Raw genomic sequence first — 16,969 nt, forward strand, 5'->3', positions numbered from 1 at the left:
GGCGTCTGTCCGCCCGGCACCTGTCCGCCGTGTACCTGTCCGTGGGCCGTCTGCCCGCCGGGGGCGTGTTGAGGCAGCTGCCCGTCGGGGGCTTGGCGGGCGGGGGCTCGCCCGCCTTGGGCTGGTCCGCCGTGCACCGGTCCGTGGGCGGTCTGTCCGTGGGGAGCGTGCTGCGGGTGCTGTCCGTGGGGTGCGCGGTCGTCGGGCGTCTGTCCGCCCGGCACCTGTCCGCCGTGTACCTGTCCGTGGGCCGTCTGCCCGCCGGGGGCGTGTTGAGGCAGCTGCCCGTCGGGGGCTTGGCCGGCGGGGGCTCGCCCGCCTTGGACTGGTCCGCCGTGCACCGGTCCGTGGGCCGTCTGCCCGCCGGGCCCGTGCTGGGGCAGCTGCCCGTCGGGAGCCCGCCCGCCCGGCACCTGCCCGCCCGTGGTCGAGGCCGGTCCCCCCGGAGCTCCGGCGCCCGGGCCCCGGACGTCGGTGGGACCGCCGGCCGAGCCGTAGGCGTGGTGGGTCCGTCCCTGGGGCGGGTCCGTGGGCCGCACGCGCGCGTGCGGCCTCGTTCCGGCGTTTTCCGTGTCGCCGGTGACCGGCCCGCTCGTCACGTCACCGGAACCCTCCGTGCTCCCGTCCACCGCCGCCCGGGGCCCGGGCACCCGGACGTGTCCCTCGCCGTCCGGTGTCGTCGCCGCCCGTGCCGCGGGTCCTGCCGCCGGGGTCAGGCGGAGGGCCGACTCGCCGATGCGCAGCAGCGCGCCCGGGGCCAGGCGGACCGGGCGGGGGCCCACGCGCCGGCCGTCCAGGGTGGTGCCGTTGGTGGAGCCGAGGTCGGCGACCGAGACGCGGCCGTCGGCGGCCACCGTCACCGCGCAGTGCAGCCGGGAGACGTCCGGGTCGTCGAGCGGTACGTCGGCGTCCGCGGAGCGGCCTATGCGGATCTCGCCGCCGTGCAGCAGATGCACCCCGCCCGCGTCCGGGCCGGCGACGACATGCAGCCGGGTCGGCGTGTCGTCCAGCTCGGGATGCGGCTCGGGCTCGCCCGGTGCGCCGACGGCCAGCACCGCGCCGTCGATCAGCGGCGGCTCACCCAGCGTGCAGCGCTGCGCGTCGAGGCGCTGATCACCGGCGTACAGCACGGGCGTACCCGAGGAACCGGTCGTGCCGTCGCCGCCGGAGACCGCCGAGGCCAGCGCGGAGGCGACCGCGGCCAGGGCCGTGCCCGCGGGCGCCGTGACCAGCACGTCGCGGCTCGCGGCCCGCTCCCGCGCGGGGGAGGAGGGGCCCAGCGGGTCTACGACGGTCAGCCGGATCTGCATCGCCGTCAGCGGTCCCTTCTGCGCGAGCGCCCGCGACAACGGGGGAACGAAGCCGCCCCGCGGTCCCCCACCGCGGACTACCCCCCACCACCACACGCGCACGTACGGTCAGTACTGCACGCATCCTCGCACCTGCCACCGACAACGCGCCCGCCCTCCGGCAGCAAATGATCTTGATTGGTCGGCTCTGCCCGCAAAAGTGCCTGACCAGTGACGCGCCGATGGTCGTTACGGGCTCACTTGAGATCGGTCACGTCCGGCATGCGGCAACCAACGGACCGAGTGGAGCGTCTTTCCTTCGAACCGTCGAACGAGGACGGGAGCCGGTACGTACTAGCAGGGGTCGAGATCGACCGGCCGGTATCCCGCGCGGCGGCACTACAGTGGGTCGGAACATTCCGCAGCAGGGTGGACCACGGTGTACGCCAGCCAAGCAAGCAGCAGGGAGCGCATGACGTGCGGCCGGTAGGGAGCAAGTACCTGCTCGAGGAGCCGCTCGGTCGCGGCGCCACGGGCACCGTCTGGCGAGCCCGCCAGCGGGAGACCGCGGGCGCCGAGGCGGCCGTACCGGGACAGCCCGGCGAGACCGTCGCGATCAAGGTCCTCAAGGAGGAGCTCGCGAACGACGCCGACGTCGTGATGCGGTTCCTGCGCGAGCGCTCGGTGCTGCTGCGGCTCACCCACCCCAACATCGTCCGGGTCCGCGACCTGGTGGTCGAGGGTGATCTGCTGGCGCTGGTCATGGACCTCGTCGAGGGCCCCGACCTGCACCGCTATCTCCGCGAGAACGGCCCCTTCACCCCGGTCGCGGCGGCCCTGCTGACCGCGCAGATCGCCGACGCGCTCGGCGCCAGCCACTCCGACGGCGTGGTGCACCGGGACCTGAAGCCCGCCAACGTCCTGCTCCGGCAGACCGGCGGCGAGATGCACCCGATGCTGACCGACTTCGGCATCGCCCGCCTCGCCGACTCCCCGGGCCTGACCCGCACCCACGAGTTCGTCGGCACGCCCGCGTACATCGCGCCGGAGTCCGCCGAGGGCCGCCCGCAGACCTCCGCCGTCGACATCTACGGCGCCGGCATCCTGCTGTACGAGCTGGTCACCGGTCGGCCCCCGTTCTCCGGCGGCTCCGCCCTCGAGGTGCTGCACCAGCACCTGAGCGCCGAACCCCGCCGCCCCTCCACGGTCCCCGACCCGCTGTGGACGGTCATCGAGCGCTGTCTGCGCAAGAACCCCGACCAGCGGCCCAGCGCCGAGAACCTCGCGCGCGGCCTGCGGGTCGTCGCCGAGGGTATCGGGGTGCACGCCAACTCCGCGCAGATCGCCGCCGCGGAGAACGTCGGCGCGCTCCTCGCGCCCGACCCGACGCCCGCACAGGTGCCCGACGCCCCCGGTGCCGCCGACCCGACGCAGGTGCTGCCGCACGGCGCGGGCGGCTACGACCCCAACGGCGCGACCAGCGTCCTGCCGCAGACCGGCGGACCGGCCGGCGCCGCCGACCCCACGGCCGTCATGCCCCCGGTGCCGCCCGGGCAGCCGGGGCAGCCCGGCGGACCGGGACCCGAGGACCCGCACCCCTGGCAGAACCAGCTCCGCGCGGCCCGCGATCGCAACGAGCAGACCCAGGTCCAGTACCTCGACCCGAGCCAGGACCCGCTGCGCCGCCGCCCCCAGCGGCAGGTCGCCCGGCCCCAGCAGCCGCCGCAGCGCCGCCCGCAGCCCCAGCCCGGCCCGGGGTACGGCTACCCGCAGCAGCACCAGCCCCAGCAGTACGCCCCGCCCCCGCAGCAGCCCCAGCGGCCGCAGCAGCCCCAGCCGCAGCGGTACGCGCCGCCGCCGGAGCCGCAGCGTCCGGCCCGCGAGCCCCGGCAGCCCCGGCAGCGCAGCGCCAACCCGATGCGGATCCCCGGGCTCGGCTGCCTCAAGGGGTGCCTGTTCACGATCGTCATCCTGTTCGTCGCGGGCTGGCTGGTCTGGGAGCTGAGCCCGCTCCAGGACTGGATCGGCACCGGCAAGGGCTACTGGGACCAGCTCACCGACTGGTTCGGCGCCGTGACGGGCTGGATCCAGGACCTGGGCGGCCCCGAGGAGCCCTCGGCGCCCTCCGGCACGAACTGAGCTTGTTTGCTGATTTGTCGACATCTGGGGGTCGATTTCCGTATCCCCGGTGAAGGCCGGCTGTCCGGACGCGTAGTTTTAGCGACAACACGCGTCGGTAGGAGCAGTCTTGGCACGGAGAATCGGCAGCCGGTACACCGCCCATCAGATCCTCGGGCGGGGCAGCGCCGGCACGGTGTGGCTGGGCGAGGGCCCCGACGGGCCCGTCGCCGTCAAGCTGCTGCGTGAGGATCTCTCCTCGGACCAGGAGCTCGTCGGCCGCTTCGTGCAGGAGCGGACGGCGCTGCTGGGTCTGGAGCATCCGCACATCGTCTCCGTGCGCGATCTGGTGGTCGACGGCAACGACCTCGCCCTCGTCATGGACCTGGTCCGGGGCACGGACCTGCGCACCCGCCTCGACCGGGAGCGCAGGCTGGCACCGGAGGCCGCCGTGGCGATCGTCGCCGATGTCGCGGACGGGCTGGCGGCGGCCCACGCCGCCGGCGTCGTGCACCGGGACGTGAAGCCGGAGAACGTGCTCCTCGACATGCAGGGCCCGCTCGGCCCCGGCGGTTCGCACCGCGCCCTGCTCACGGACTTCGGCGTGGCGAAACTCATCGACACCCCGCGCCGCACCCGCGCCACGAAGATCATCGGGACGCCTGACTATCTGGCGCCGGAGATCGTGGAGGGCCTGCCGCCGCGGGCCTCGGTCGACATCTACGCGCTCGCCACGGTCCTGTACGAGCTGCTCGCCGGCTTCACGCCGTTCGGCGGCGGCCACCCGGGCGCGGTGCTGCGCCGCCACGTCACCGAGACGGTCGTCCCCCTCCCCGGCATCCCGGACGAGCTGTGGCAGTTGCTGGTGCAGTGCCTGGCGAAGGCCCCCGCGTCCCGGCTGCGCGCCTCCGAGATGGGCGTGCGGCTGCGGGAGCTGCTGCCGATGCTGGCGGGGATGCCGCCGCTGGACGTGGACGAGCCGGACGCCGAGCCGGAGGAGGAGACGGGGGAGGAGGTCCCCGCGTCCGGCCCCTCCCCGGCCGCCGGGGAGCCGGTACGGCGTCGCGGCGCGGTCCCGCTGGTCCCGGGAGCGAAGCCGTCCGACTCCAACCGCGACACGCACACGTCGATGAGGGTGCCCGCCCCCGACGAACTGGCCGGCGGTGCCCGCGGCACGGCCCGCGCCCCCCGCGCGGCCGGCGCCCCCCGCCCCGGTTCGGCCCGCAACCGCGCGGTGACCCGCCGGCGCCGTCTGACCCTGGCGGTCGCGGCGGTCCTCCTGGCAGCAGCCGGCGTAGGCACCTGGCTGGCCACGACCGACGACCCGCCCACCCCACCCCAGGACACACAGAACTCGGCCCCGACCACCCCTTAGGGGCGCGGGGAACTGCGCGAAGGGGGTCTGGGGGCGGAGCCCTCAGGGGACGGGACGGGAAGGGGCGGCGGGGGCGAAACAACCACGCACCCCACCCACCCCCGCAGCACCCCACCCACCCCTCCCCGTCCCCGCCCGGCGAGGGCCGACGCGTGGAACCGTTACGCTGGAGGGCGTGGCAGTCGTCGATGTATCCGAAGAGCTCAAGTCCCTCTCCTCGACCATGGAGTCGATCGAGGCCGTCCTGGACCTCGACAAGCTGAGGGCAGACATCGCCGTGCTCGAGGAGCAGGCGGCCGCGCCGTCCCTGTGGGACAACCCGGACGAGGCGCAGAAGATCACCAGCAAGCTCTCCCACCTCCAGTCCGAGGTGCGGAAGGCCGAGGCGCTGCGCGGCCGGATCGACGATCTCGCCGTGCTCTTCGAGATGGCCGAGGAGGAGGACGACCCGGACACCCGCGCGGAGGCCGAGTCGGAGCTCGCGTCGGTCCGGAAGGCGCTGGACGAGATGGAGGTCCGGACCCTCCTCAGCGGCGAGTACGACTCCCGCGAGGCGCTGGTGAACATCCGCGCCGAGGCCGGGGGCGTCGACGCCGCCGACTTCGCCGAGAAGCTCCAGCGCATGTATCTGCGCTGGGCCGAGCAGCACGGCTACAAGACCGAGCTGATCGAGACCTCGTACGCGGAGGAGGCCGGCATCAAGTCGACCACCTTCTCCGTTCAGGCGCCCTACGCCTACGGCACCCTCTCCGTCGAGCAGGGCACGCACCGTCTGGTGCGCATCTCGCCGTTCGACAACCAGGGCCGCCGCCAGACCTCCTTCGCGGGTGTCGAGGTGCTTCCCGTGGTCGAGCAGACCGACCACATCGAGATCGACGAGTCCGAACTGCGCGTGGACGTCTACCGCTCCTCCGGCCCCGGCGGCCAGGGAGTGAACACCACCGACTCCGCGGTGCGCCTCACCCACATCCCCACCGGCATCGTCGTCTCGTGCCAGAACGAGCGATCGCAGATCCAGAACAAGGCCACCGCCATGAACGTCCTCCAGGCGAAGCTGCTGGAGCGGCGCCGTCAGGAGGAGCAGGCCAAGATGGACGCCCTCAAGGGCGACGGCGGCAACTCCTGGGGCAACCAGATGCGTTCGTACGTGCTGCACCCCTACCAGATGGTCAAGGACCTGCGCACGGAGCACGAAGTCGGCAACCCCGAGGCCGTGTTCAACGGTGAGATCGACGCGTTCCTCGAGGCCGGAATTCGCTGGCGCAAGCAGCAGGAGAAGTAACTCCCGGCGCACACGCTGATTTGTCGACAAGGCAACTGCCGTCCCCGTGGCGGCAGTTGCCTTTCGCTTGCCGGGGTTGTCCGGGATTTACATCACACTCACAGCTTCCTTGTCCCGCAAAGCGCACGTAGCCGGACATCGCGCACGCAACGGCCTTGACGTTCTTTTGGAAAGTGGGAAGGGTGAAGCGTGGCATGCGTATCTCTGGGGCGCATGTGAACCGGGGGGCGTTTCACCGCAGCAGCCTCCGTTGATCACGGCCCCGAGCGCCGCCTCACTGACGATGAGCTACTGGGGGTAGCAACCACATGACCAAGAAGACGCGGATCCGTGTCGCTCGCATCGCGGCGGGCGCCGTGATCGCGGCCGGTGCCTCGCTGACGGCGGCCGGCGCGGCCTCCGCCCTCGACATCGGCGTGAGCGCCGAGGTGAACGACGAGGGTCTCGGGGTCAACGCGGAGGTCGGGGACGAGCCCGACCCCGAGAACCCGGAGATCCCGACGGAGCCCGAGCAGCCCGAGGAGCCGGAGCAGCCGGAGGAGCCGGAGGAGCCCACCGAGCCGGAGATTCCGACCGAGCCCGAGGAGCCCACGGAGCCCGAGGAGCCCACCGAGCCGGAGGAGCCCACCGAGCCCGAGGAGCCCACCGAGCCCTCGGAGGACCCGACCACCCCGGGCAACGGCAACGGCAACGGCAACGGCAACGGCAACGGTGGCGGCAACGCCGCCGACCCCGACGGCGGCGCCTCCACCCAGGAGCAGGGTTCGTCCGCCCTCACCGACACCGGCGAGGAAGCCCCCGCCACCTCGGCCCAGGGCAACGGCAAGGAGCTCGCCGAGACCGGCGCCGCCGAGATCACCTTCCTGGTGATCGGCGCCGCCACGATGATCGCCGGCGGTATCGGCTTCCGGGTGCTGCCGCGCCTGATGACCGGCCGCGGTGGTGCCGCCGCCTGACGGTGGCGGCGCGTGTACGCACCGTGCACATGACGTAAGGGCGAAGGGCCCGGAGCGCCACAGCGCTCCGGGCCCTTCGCCACATCCCTACATCCCCGTCCCGGGCGTCACACGGTCTGCTGGGCGAGCAGCGCCACCGCCGCGATCAGCACCACCAGCAGGGCGATCAGCGTCATGGGGTTCAGCCCGGCGAAGAGATTCTCCTGCTGCAGCCGCTCACGGTTCGCGCGGCACACCGGGCACCGGCCCTCGCTCACGGGCGCGGCGCAGTTCGCGCACACCAGCCGGTCATACGTCATGCGCTCGCCCTCCTCGCACCGGTTCCACTTGCTCAACGCCCACACCCACGCGAACGTTCCCCCCTACCACTGTGCCAGGTTCCCGCGGAAGCCGCGCAGGGGTCGCCCCGCAGGGAAGGCCCGGCGGCGGAACAAAACGGCGCATCTGTTCCGCAACCCCCTCCGGTGCCTGCGCTCGCCTCCCCGGTTCGCGTATGGTCACGCTCATCTACCCCCGGCTACCCGTGGTGCATCCGTGATCCGATTCGACAACGTGTCCAAGGCCTACCCCAAACAGAACCGTCCTGCCCTCAGGGATGTCTCCCTGGAGGTCGAGAAGGGCGAGTTCGTGTTCCTCGTGGGGTCCTCCGGCTCCGGAAAGTCCACCTTCCTGCGGCTGATTCTCCGCGAGGAGCGGGCCAGCCACGGGCAGGTCCACGTCCTGGGCAAGGATCTCGCCCGCGTCTCCAACTGGAAGGTGCCGCAGATCCGGCGCCAGCTGGGGACGGTCTTCCAGGACTTCCGGCTGCTGCCCAACAAGACGGTCGCCGAGAACGTCGCCTTCGCTCAGGAGGTGATCGGCAAGTCGCGCGGTGAGATCCGCAAGTCCGTGCCCCAGGTGCTCGACCTCGTCGGGCTCGGCGGCAAGGAGGACCGGATGCCCGGCGAGCTCTCCGGCGGTGAGCAGCAGCGCGTCGCCATCGCCCGGGCCTTCGTCAACCGGCCCAAGCTGCTCATCTGCGACGAGCCCACCGGCAACCTCGACCCGCAGACCTCCGTCGGCATCATGAAGCTGCTCGACCGGATCAACCGGACGGGAACCACCGTGGTGATGGCGACGCACGACCAGAACATCGTGGACCAGATGCGCAAGCGCGTCATCGAGCTGGAGAAGGGCCGTCTCGTCCGCGACCAGGCACGCGGCGTCTACGGCTACCAGCACTGACGCTCCACGGAAAGGCTTGATCAGACGCCATGCGCGCCCAGTTCGTCCTGTCGGAGATCGGCGTCGGTCTCCGCCGCAACCTGACGATGACCTTCGCGGTCGTCGTCTCCGTCGCCCTGTCGCTCGCCCTGTTCGGCGGGTCGCTCCTGATGAGCGACCAGGTGAACACGATGAAGGGCTACTGGTACGACAAGGTCAACGTCTCCATCTTCCTGTGCAACAAGAGTGACGCCGAGTCCGACCCCAACTGCGCCAAGGGCGCGGTGACCGACGACCAGAAGGGCCTGATCAAGGCCGACCTGGAGAAGATGTCGGTCGTCGACACGGTGACGTACGAGTCGCAGGACGAGGCGTACAAGCACTACAAGGAGCAGTTCGGCGACTCCCCGCTGGCCAGTTCCCTCACGCCGGACCAGATGCAGGAGTCGTACCGCATCAAGCTGAAGGACCCGGAGAAGTACCAGGTCATCGCGACCGCCTTCGACGGCCGGGACGGCGTGCAGTCGGTGCAGGACCAGAAGGGCATCCTGGACAACCTCTTCGGTCTGCTGAACGGCATGAACTGGGCCGCCCGCGCGGTGATGGCGCTGATGCTGGTGGTCGCCCTGATGCTCATCGTGAACACGGTGCGCGTCTCCGCGTTCAGCCGCCGCCGCGAGACGGGCATCATGCGGCTGGTCGGCGCCTCCGGCTTCTACATCCAGGCGCCGTTCATCATGGAGGCCGCGGTCGCCGGACTGATCGGCGGCACGCTCGCGTGCGGGTTCCTCCTCGTCGCGCGGTACTTCATCATCGACCACGGACTGGCCCTGTCCGAGAAGCTGAATCTCATCAACTTCATCGGCTGGGACGCCGTTCTGACGAAGCTCCCGCTGATCCTCGCGACCAGTCTGCTGATGCCGGCGCTGGCCGCGTTCTTCGCGCTGCGCAAGTACCTCAAGGTGTGACTCTTGCCAAGAGGGGCGTGCGGTCAACCGGCCGTGCGCCCCTTCGCGTTGTCCTAGACTCACCGGCATGTCAGGTCGTGCCCTGTTCTGCCAGCCCCGCCGCATCGGCCGCGGGGCCGCCCTGACCTTGGTGTTCGCCGGCGTGCTCGTGGCCGGTGCGGCCACCGGCAGCCTGCCCGGGGCCGACCGCGAGAACCCGGACGACGGGACCCGTTCGGCCGCCCCCGTGGGCCACCACGCGGACGTCGCACGGGCGGCGGAGGAGGCCGCCGCGGACGGCACGTCCCCCATGGAGGCCGCCCAGCGCGCGGTGAGCCGCAGCGGAGACCGCTGGGCCGCCGTCTACTCGCCGGGCGAGTACGAGGAGTTCGAGGAGTCCCTGGACGGCCGGTACACGGGCGTCGGCCTGTGGGCCCGCGAGCGGGACGGCCGTATCGAGGTGACGAAGGTGGGCAGCGACACGCCCGCGGCGGAGGCCGGCATCCGCGCGGGGGACCGGCTGCGCAGCGTCGACGGGCGACGGGTGGACGGCCGGCCGGTCACGGAGGTCGTCTCGTTACTGCGCGGCGACACCACCGGTGAGAGCGCCGGGACCACGGTCCGTCTCGGTCTGGAACGCGGCACGCGCGCGTGGCACGAGACCGTACGCCGGGCCCGGCTGTCGCGGGACACCGTGACCGTCCGCGAGCTCCCCTCCCGGGTCACCGTGATCGAGGTCGGCGCCTTCACCAAGGGCTCCGGTGAACAGGTCCGCACCGCGGTGCGGCAGGCCCCGGCCACCGCCGGCATCGTCCTCGACCTGCGGGGCAACTCCGGGGGACTGGTCGCCGAGGCGGTCACCGCGGCCTCCGCCTTCCTCGACGGGGGCCTGGTCGCCACCTACGACGTCGAGGGCGAGCAGCGTGCCCTGCACGCCGAGCCCGGCGGCGACACCGCCAGACCGCTGGTCGCGCTCGTCGACGGCGGGACGATGAGCGCGGCCGAGCTCCTCACCGGCGCCCTGCAGGACCGCGGACGGGCGGTCGTGGTGGGCTCCCGCACCTTCGGCAAGGGCTCGGTCCAGATGCCGACCGAGCTGCCCGACGGCTCCGTCGCCGAGCTGACCGTCGGCCACTACCGCACCCCCTCCGGCCGGGGTGTCGACGGCCGTGGCCTCACCCCCGACCTGGAGGCGGACGAACAGGCGCTCCAGCGGGCCGAGACGGTCCTCAGCGGACTCGGCCGCTAGACCCCGCCCCGGCGTCCGGTCGGTAATCGGCTTCCCGCGGACCCCCTCCGTAGTGCGAAAATGGGCGGCACTATGGCTAAGGAAAAAGGGCGCAAGCTGATCGCCCAGAACAAGAAGGCGCGGCACGACTACCTCATCATCGACACCTACGAGGCCGGCCTGGTCCTCACCGGCACCGAGGTGAAGTCCCTGCGGCAGGGACGGGCGTCGCTGGTGGACGGCTTCGTCCAGCTCACCGACGACGAGGCGTGGCTGCACAACGTGCACGTGCCGGAGTACAGCCAGGGCACGTGGACCAACCACAGCGCGCGGCGCAAGCGCAAGCTGCTGCTGCACCGCGAGGAGATCGACAAGCTGGAGTCCAAGTCCCAGGAGACGGGACACACCATCGTGCCGCTCGCCCTGTACTTCAAGGACGGCCGGGCGAAGGTGGAGATCGCGCTGGCCAAGGGCAAGAAGGAGTACGACAAGCGACAGACGCTGCGGGAGAAGCAGGACCGGCGCGAGGCCGAGCGGACGATCTCCGCGATCCGCCGCAAGCAGCGGGCCTGACCCCCCCCGGAATAGGCTGGCACGGTCGTGCGTTGGTCACGTACGATGGCATCTGCACCCCAGCGAGGGTGCGCGCCCCCTCTTCGGAGGGCTTGAAAAATCAACATGGGGATGATCGGTTTCGACAGCGGCTGTCGAGGCAGGGGAAGCGTGTCGAGGAAGCGGCCATGATCTCGTAAACCACAGGCCGAAAAAAATAATCGCCAATTCCAAGCGCGATTCCTCCCAGCAGGCCTTCGCCCTCGCTGCCTGATCTCAGGTAGCAGAGCGAGCCTCCTACTAAGGGAGTGTCAGCCCGGGGGTGTTCCCGACCCGGATCCTGGCATCAGCTAGGGAACTAAACCTTGATCCCGGTCACGGGGTGAAGAGGGAAACCACACAGTGACTGGGCCCGTCGGAGACTTGTTCGCGTGATCTCCGGGGCCGAGAAAAGCGAAGCGGACTGCACACGGAGAAGCCCTGGTTCTGCACCGTTGGACGCGGGTTCGATTCCCGCCATCTCCACTCATCCCATGTGGGCACGGGCCCCGTCGCGTCGAGCGGCGGGGCCTTTGTCATGAGGACACATGATCAGGGCCCGGTGATGTGGGGCCCGGACCCATACCGGGAGGTGGTTCACGCTTCTACGTTCCCTCCCCATGACACAGACCAGAGCCGCACTGCGCCCCACCGTGCTGACGGCCCTCCTGGCCGCCCTCCTCTCCCTCCTCCTCGCCCCCGCCCCGGCCTCCGCGGCCTCCCTCCAGGAGGTCACCGGCTTCGGCAGCAACCCCGGCGCCCTGAAGATGTACCGGTACGTCCCCGACGGGCTGCCCGCCGGCCGGCCCGTGGTCATGGCCCTGCACGGCTGCACCCAGAACGCCGCCGGATACGCCGAGGGCACCGGCTGGACCCGGCTCGCCGACCGCTGGGGCTTCTCCGTCGTGCTGCCGCAGCAGCAGAGCGGCAACAACCTCAGCCAGTGCTTCAACTGGTTCCAGGCAGCCGACATCCGGCGCGGGCAGGGCGAGGCCGCATCCCTCGCCCAGATGGTCGACCGGCAGCTCGCCGACGTCTCCGGCGACCCCTCGCGCGTATACGTCACGGGACTGTCCGCCGGGGGTGCGATGACCGCCGTGATGACGGCGGCGTACCCGGAGAGGTTCGCCGCGGGCGGCGTCGTCGCCGGGCTGCCGTACGGATGCGCCCAGGCCGCCGGATCGCCGTACGTGTGCATGTACGTCGGCGCCACCCAGACCCCTGGGCAGTGGGGCGACCGGGTACGCGCCGCGCGGCCCGGGTACACCGGCCCCTGGCCGGCGCTCACGGTCCTGCACGGCACGGCCGACTACACGGTGAAGCCCGCCAACCTGACCGATCTGGTGGAGCAGTGGACGGATGTGCACGGCGCCGACCGCACCGCCGACGTCAGTGACACCGTCGCCGGTCATCCGCACCAGGTCTTCCGGGGGCCGGGCGGCGACGCGGTGGTCGAGACGTACAGCATGACCGGCATGGGACACGGCCAGCCCGTCGACCCCGGCAGCGGGGACGAACAGTGCGGGACGGCCGGGGCGTACTTCCTGGACGTGGGCCTGTGTGCCGCGTACCGGCTCGGAAAGGCCTGGGAACTGGGCTGAACCGGTGCGTCGTCACACCCCGCGCGGTGCCGTGCTCGCCCGCTGCGTCAGACGCGGCGGCAGCAGGGTGGTCCCCGGTACGGGAGCACCGGACAGCTTGCGTATCAGCAGACGCACCGCGCGGGTGCCCAGTTCGGCGGACGGCACGGCGACCGAGGTGACCGGTGTGCGGGCCGTCGTGGCGACCGGGGCCGGGCAGACGGCGACGAGGGACACATCGCCGGGGACGCGCAGCCCCAGGTGCTCGAAGGCGTCGAGCAGCGGATCGACGAGCGGTTCGTTGTGCACGACCACCCCGGTCAGTGCGGGCAGCTCGCGCAGCAGCCGCTCGGCGACCGCGCGGGCGGCGTCCGCGCCGGTCCCGCACGGGTGCACGGCGGAGGTGAGCCGGTGCCGGTCGGCGCCCGAGGTGAAGCCCTCCACCAGCCGCCGCGCGAACGCGGTCCGCCGTACGTAGACCTCCGGCGGCGAGCCGACCAGCGCCACCGTCCGGTGGCCGAGCCGGGCCAGATGCTCCACGCACAGCTCACCGGCCGCCCGGAAGTCCAGATCGACGCAGGTCAGACCCTCCGGTTCGGCGGGTACGCCGATCAGTACGGACGGTAAGGAACGGGAGCGCAGCAACGGCAGCCGGGAGTCCTGGAGCTGTACGTCCGTAAGGATCACCCCGTCCGCGAGCCCGGTCTCCGCCACCCGTCCGATCCCCTCCTCCCCCTCCTCCTGGGTGAGCAGCAGGACGTCGTGGTCGTGGGCGCGGGCGGCGGTGACCACGGACACCGCGCACTGCGTCACCACCGGCACGTGGATGCCGGAGCGCATCGGGACGGCGAGGGCCAGCACTCCCGCTCTGCGTCCGCGCGCGCGGCCGCCGGCGTCCGCGCGGTAGCCCAGTTCGCGCACGGCGGCCTGGACCCGGAGCCGGGTCGCGTCGGAGATCGGGCGCTTGCCGCTCAGCGCGTACGACACCGTGCTGGGGGAGACCCCGGCGCGCCGGGCCACATCCGTGATCTTCACCATCGGGAGTCCTCGTCCGCACGGTCCGTGGGGGGATGCAGAAGCGGTCGGCACCGTTGTCGAAGCGCTTCGACGGGTGAAGGTATGTGCGAGACCTGTGTGCGTCAATGGGTCGTGGGGGAATCGGTGGAGCGGTTCGACGACCCGAACGGCACGAGGGTGCACAGGGCGACGAGCAGGGCGAGCGCGGCCGCCGCCACCGGCACGCCGTACCCGGCCGTCGCCGAGACGTGCTCCGCCGTCCAGCCGCCGGCCGCGCTGCCGCAGGCGATCCCGCCGAGCAGACCGGTCACCGCGAGCGTCATGCCCTCGTTCAGCCGGCCCTCGGGGGTGTACCGCTGCACCAGGGTCATGGTGGTGACCATCGTCGGGGCCGTCGCCATCCCGGCGCACAGCAGCGCGGCGGCCAGGACCAGGAGCGAGCCGGTGAGACCGGCCGCAAGCAGCGGCAGGGTCATCAGCACGGTCATCCCGGCCAGGCACCACGGCAGGAGGGAGCGCGCGGACCCCGCCGGGCGTATCGCCCCGAACAGCAGCCCCGCCGCGCAGGAGCCGGCCGCCTGGAGCGCGAGCACCGCACCGGACGCCGTGCGGTGCCCCTGGGCGTCCGCGAACGCGATGGTGACGACCTCCATCGAGCCGAACACCGCGCCCGTCGCCAGACACACGGCCAGCAGCGGGCGCATGCCCGGCGCCCGGAACGGCGCCCGCGCGGTGGAGGCCCGGACGACCGGCGGCTCGGTCGACCGCTGGGCGGTGAACAGCAGGACGCCCGTCAGCAGCAGCACGGCGCCCGCGAGGGTGCCCGCCTCCGGGAAGAACGTCCCACACAGGAAGGCCGCGAGTACCGGGCCGAGCATGAAGCACAGTTCGTCCGCGGCCTGTTCGAAGGAGTTGGCGGTGTGCAGCGCCGCGGGGTTTCCCTTCAGCAGGTGGGCCCAGCGGGCCCGGGACATGCCGCCGGTGTTGGGTGTGGTGGCGGTGGCCGCGTAGGAGGCGAACAGCGTCCAGTCGGGGGCGCCGTGACGCACGCAGAGCAGCAGCGCGAGGGAACCGAGCACGGCGAACACCGTGGCGGGCAGGGCGACACGGGCCTGCCCGTACCGGTCGACCAGGCGCGCGGTCCAGGGTGCGACCACGGCGGTCGCCGCCAGGCCGGTCGCGGTGACGGCACCGGCGAGGGCGTACGAGCCCCGCGTCCCGGCGATCATCACGACCGCGCTCACGCTGAACATGCCCATCGGCAGCCGGGCGATCAGGTTCCCCGCCGTGAACGCACGGGTGCCGGGCAGCGCGAAGAGGCGGCGGTAGGGGCCCGCCGCGCGGGGCTCGCTCCGGGTGCGCGGGCCGAAGTCGGCGGCGACCAGGGTGTCGGCGGTGACGGTGAGCAGGGGGGTGTCCGGGGAGGTCGGTTGAGGCATGGCACCACCGTCGCCCCGAGGCGGGCGGGCGGTCCAACACCTTCCCGGGGCCGATTCACGCACCTGTGTTGTAAGTTCGCGGGATGGCCGCCTCCTCCCACCTCGACCCGCGTCTGCTGCGCGCCTTCGTGACCGTCGCCGAGGAACTCCACTTCACCCGGGCCGCCGTGCGCCTCTACGTCGCCCAGCAGGCGCTCAGCCGGGACGTGCGGCGGCTGGAACGGGAGCTGGGCAGTGATCTGTTCGTCCGCAGCACCCGCCAGGTGACGCTCACCGCCGACGGCGAACGTCTGCTGCCGTACGCCCGCGCGGTGCTCCAGGCGCAGGAGGACCTGCTCGCCGCCGCCGGACGGACCCGGCCACTGCTGGTCGACCTCAACTCCCCCGGCCTGGAGACGCCGCGCCGAGTGCTGCACCGGGCCCGTGAACTCGCCTCCGGCCACGAGCTGATGGCCCGCTACGAGAGCGGGCTGACCGGCGCCGCGGGGGAACTGCTCGCGGGGCGGCTCGACGCGTCGTTCGGACGGTTCGCGGGACTCGCCCCCGCGCTGCGGTCCGGACTCGACCACCAGCCCGTCCGCTACGAACCCATGGCGATCGTGCTGCCCGAGGACCACCGGCTGGCCCCGCTGCCCGAGGTGCCGCTGACCGAGCTGGCCGGCGAGACGGTGTACGCCGGAGCCGGGAACCCCCGCACACCGGAGTGGACCGACCTGGCCCTGCGGTTGTTCGAGGGGCGGGGGATCACGCTCGCGCCGCCGGCGCCGCTGGCGATCGGGGAGGAGGAGTTCCAGCGGATTATGGCCAGAACGCGTCACCCGATCCTCGCCGTCGTGGACTTCCCGCCGCTGCCGTCGATGGTCCTGCGGCCGCTCGTGGACCCGGTTCCGCTGTCGCCGGTGTCCCTGGTGTGGCGGAAAGGGTTGGTTCACCCCGCTCTGGACGGACTTCGCCGGGCCGCGGCCCTGGTCGGCGCGGAGGAGGGCTGGCTGAGGATCCCCATGGACGGATGGATTCCGGCCAGCGACTCTGTCGTGATGGCGTCCCCGTGATGTCTCGCAATTGACACGAAAGGCCACGCGGCAAACACAGAACCTCCGCGTGCGCTACATTCAATGCCTGAGCACAGTGTGATAAACGGGGCGCTCGGAGCGGGTGGGGGCCCGAACCGGCGGCAAGTGCTCGGGTCGTACGCGCACCCGGATCTGTCCCTGGGGGGAAGTGCGTGCGCGTGGAAAAGTGGCGAGAAGACGCCCAACCCGAGAAGTTCGAGGACGCAACGGCGGCCGAGGAACGTCCGGAGGACGAGGGTGACGGGGACTCCACGGAGACCGACTCGATCGAGGACCGCTGGGCCCGCATCGGAGTCTTCCCCACCGTGACCAACAAGCCGCCGCGCGGCCCCGCGCCCCGCGCGGACCGCACGGTATCCCTCCGCGCGGACTCCGCGCGAACCACCGCCCCTCCCACGGAACGCCCGTCGGCCACCCCCGACGAGGACGCGGCCCCTTCCGCGGCCCCGCGCGGCGAGCAGGCGCCCGCCCCGCGCGACGCGGACCGCACCGCGGCACTGCTCCGCAAGGAGCCCGTGGACACCCCGCGCGATGCCGCGGACGTCGCGGCCTCCCGCGGTGAGCGGGTGTCGGGCCCGCGGAACACGAGCCGGTCCGCGCCGTCCCGCGGTGAGCAGGTGGACGGTCCGACGGCTCCGCGCGGCGACCGCGGGGACGCGGGCCGTGGAACCGCTCCGCGCGACGCGGACCGCACCGCGGCACTGCTCCGCAAGGAGCCCGGGGACACCTCGCGCGGCGCCGCCACGGCTTCCCCTGACGAGGACGCGTCCTCCCCGCGCGATGCCGCGGACGTCGCGGCCCCCCGCGGTGAGCGGGTGTCGGGCCCGTGGAACACGAGCCGGTCCGCGCCGTCCCGCGGTGAGCAGATGGA

At 72.3% G+C, this 16,969-nt stretch carries 14 protein-coding genes, 1 other RNA gene and 1 pseudogene; 12 read left to right on the forward strand and 4 right to left on the reverse strand.

The annotated features are described in order from the left end of the window. The coding region (locus tag ACZ44S_RS23905; RefSeq protein ID WP_466932554.1) for an FHA domain-containing protein at positions 1-1,310 on the reverse strand (1,310 nt) is incomplete at its 3' end. Positions 1,311-1,766: 456 nt separating this feature from the next. On the opposite strand from ACZ44S_RS23905, the gene ACZ44S_RS23910 reads away from it, so the two are divergent. The 4 genes from ACZ44S_RS23910 to ACZ44S_RS23925 all read left to right on the forward strand — a co-directional run bounded on the left by ACZ44S_RS23910 (position 1,767) and on the right by ACZ44S_RS23925 (position 7,020). Next, complete coding sequence (locus ACZ44S_RS23910; RefSeq protein WP_466932276.1) at positions 1,767-3,428, forward strand: serine/threonine-protein kinase; 1,662 nt, start codon at positions 1,767-1,769, stop codon at positions 3,426-3,428. 109 nt (positions 3,429-3,537) lie between these two features. Continuing rightward, positions 3,538-4,782, forward strand: coding sequence for a serine/threonine-protein kinase (locus ACZ44S_RS23915; RefSeq protein ID WP_466932277.1), 1,245 nt, complete (start codon positions 3,538-3,540; stop codon positions 4,780-4,782). Between the two features lie 175 nt (positions 4,783-4,957). Further along, positions 4,958-6,064, forward strand: coding sequence for a peptide chain release factor 2 (gene prfB / locus ACZ44S_RS23920; RefSeq protein ID WP_190164134.1), 1,107 nt, complete (start codon positions 4,958-4,960; stop codon positions 6,062-6,064). Positions 6,065-6,372: 308 nt separating this feature from the next. Further along, positions 6,373-7,020 (forward strand): hypothetical protein, encoded by a 648-nt coding sequence (locus tag ACZ44S_RS23925; RefSeq protein WP_466932280.1) that lies wholly within the window; start codon positions 6,373-6,375, stop codon positions 7,018-7,020. Positions 7,021-7,127: 107 nt separating this feature from the next. Here ACZ44S_RS23925 and ACZ44S_RS23930 read toward each other — a convergent pair whose 3' ends face one another. Beyond that, positions 7,128-7,319: a hypothetical protein gene (locus ACZ44S_RS23930; RefSeq protein WP_466932282.1), complete on the reverse strand. Its 192-nt coding sequence runs from the start codon at positions 7,317-7,319 to the stop codon at positions 7,128-7,130. A gap of 235 nt (positions 7,320-7,554) precedes the next feature. Between ACZ44S_RS23930 and ftsE the strand changes: the two genes are divergently transcribed. The 6 genes from ftsE (at position 7,555) to ACZ44S_RS23960 (ending at position 12,590) form a co-directional block, all read left to right on the forward strand. Further along, complete coding sequence (gene ftsE, locus ACZ44S_RS23935; protein ID WP_030224873.1) at positions 7,555-8,244, forward strand: cell division ATP-binding protein FtsE; 690 nt, start codon at positions 7,555-7,557, stop codon at positions 8,242-8,244. A 29-nt stretch (positions 8,245-8,273) separates the two neighbouring features. After that, on the forward strand, positions 8,274-9,191 hold the full coding sequence (gene ftsX / locus ACZ44S_RS23940) for a permease-like cell division protein FtsX (RefSeq protein WP_466932284.1): 918 nt from the start codon (positions 8,274-8,276) through the stop codon (positions 9,189-9,191). 67 nt (positions 9,192-9,258) lie between these two features. Then, on the forward strand, positions 9,259-10,419 hold the full coding sequence (locus tag ACZ44S_RS23945) for a S41 family peptidase (protein WP_466932286.1): 1,161 nt from the start codon (positions 9,259-9,261) through the stop codon (positions 10,417-10,419). Positions 10,420-10,491: 72 nt separating this feature from the next. Beyond that, complete coding sequence (gene smpB / locus ACZ44S_RS23950) at positions 10,492-10,971, forward strand: SsrA-binding protein SmpB (protein WP_190164138.1); 480 nt, start codon at positions 10,492-10,494, stop codon at positions 10,969-10,971. Between the two features lie 107 nt (positions 10,972-11,078). After that, positions 11,079-11,478: a transfer-messenger RNA gene (gene ssrA / locus ACZ44S_RS23955) on the forward strand. A gap of 131 nt (positions 11,479-11,609) precedes the next feature. Beyond that, complete coding sequence (locus ACZ44S_RS23960; RefSeq protein WP_466932288.1) at positions 11,610-12,590, forward strand: extracellular catalytic domain type 1 short-chain-length polyhydroxyalkanoate depolymerase; 981 nt, start codon at positions 11,610-11,612, stop codon at positions 12,588-12,590. Between the two features lie 12 nt (positions 12,591-12,602). Here ACZ44S_RS23960 and ACZ44S_RS23965 read toward each other — a convergent pair whose 3' ends face one another. Further along, entirely contained in the window at positions 12,603-13,607 is a 1,005-nt protein-coding gene (locus tag ACZ44S_RS23965; RefSeq protein WP_466932291.1) for a LacI family DNA-binding transcriptional regulator, read from the reverse strand. Between the two features lie 101 nt (positions 13,608-13,708). Next, positions 13,709-15,025 carry an MFS transporter gene (locus ACZ44S_RS23970; RefSeq protein WP_466932293.1) on the reverse strand — a complete coding sequence of 439 codons (1,317 nt, stop codon included), beginning with the start codon at positions 15,023-15,025 and terminating at the stop codon, positions 13,709-13,711. Between the two features lie 83 nt (positions 15,026-15,108). Between ACZ44S_RS23970 and ACZ44S_RS23975 the strand changes: the two genes are divergently transcribed. After that, a complete protein-coding gene (locus ACZ44S_RS23975; protein ID WP_466932295.1) occupies positions 15,109-16,077 on the forward strand; it encodes a LysR family transcriptional regulator in 969 nt (322 codons plus the stop codon). A gap of 179 nt (positions 16,078-16,256) precedes the next feature. Further along, positions 16,257-16,969: pseudogene (locus ACZ44S_RS23980) on the forward strand (hypothetical protein); the annotation flags it as partial.

The organism is Streptomyces malachitofuscus, assembly GCF_055571035.1.

Bases quoted from the DNA above. Each gene is read 5' to 3' on its own strand.
- ACZ44S_RS23925 (WP_466932280.1), top strand. From the start codon at position 6,373: ATGACCAAGAAGACGCGGATCCGTGTCGCTCGCATCGCGGCGGGCGCC.
- ACZ44S_RS23930 (WP_466932282.1), bottom strand. From the start codon at position 7,319: ATGACGTATGACCGGCTGGTGTGCGCGAACTGCGCCGCGCCCGTGAGC.
- ftsX (WP_466932284.1), top strand. From the start codon at position 8,274: ATGCGCGCCCAGTTCGTCCTGTCGGAGATCGGCGTCGGTCTCCGCCGC.
- ACZ44S_RS23945 (WP_466932286.1), top strand. From the start codon at position 9,259: ATGTCAGGTCGTGCCCTGTTCTGCCAGCCCCGCCGCATCGGCCGCGGG.
- smpB (WP_190164138.1), top strand. From the start codon at position 10,492: ATGGCTAAGGAAAAAGGGCGCAAGCTGATCGCCCAGAACAAGAAGGCG.
- ACZ44S_RS23960 (WP_466932288.1), top strand. From the start codon at position 11,610: ATGACACAGACCAGAGCCGCACTGCGCCCCACCGTGCTGACGGCCCTC.
- ACZ44S_RS23965 (WP_466932291.1), bottom strand. From the start codon at position 13,607: ATGGTGAAGATCACGGATGTGGCCCGGCGCGCCGGGGTCTCCCCCAGC.
- ACZ44S_RS23970 (WP_466932293.1), bottom strand. From the start codon at position 15,025: ATGCCTCAACCGACCTCCCCGGACACCCCCCTGCTCACCGTCACCGCC.
- ACZ44S_RS23975 (WP_466932295.1), top strand. From the start codon at position 15,109: ATGGCCGCCTCCTCCCACCTCGACCCGCGTCTGCTGCGCGCCTTCGTG.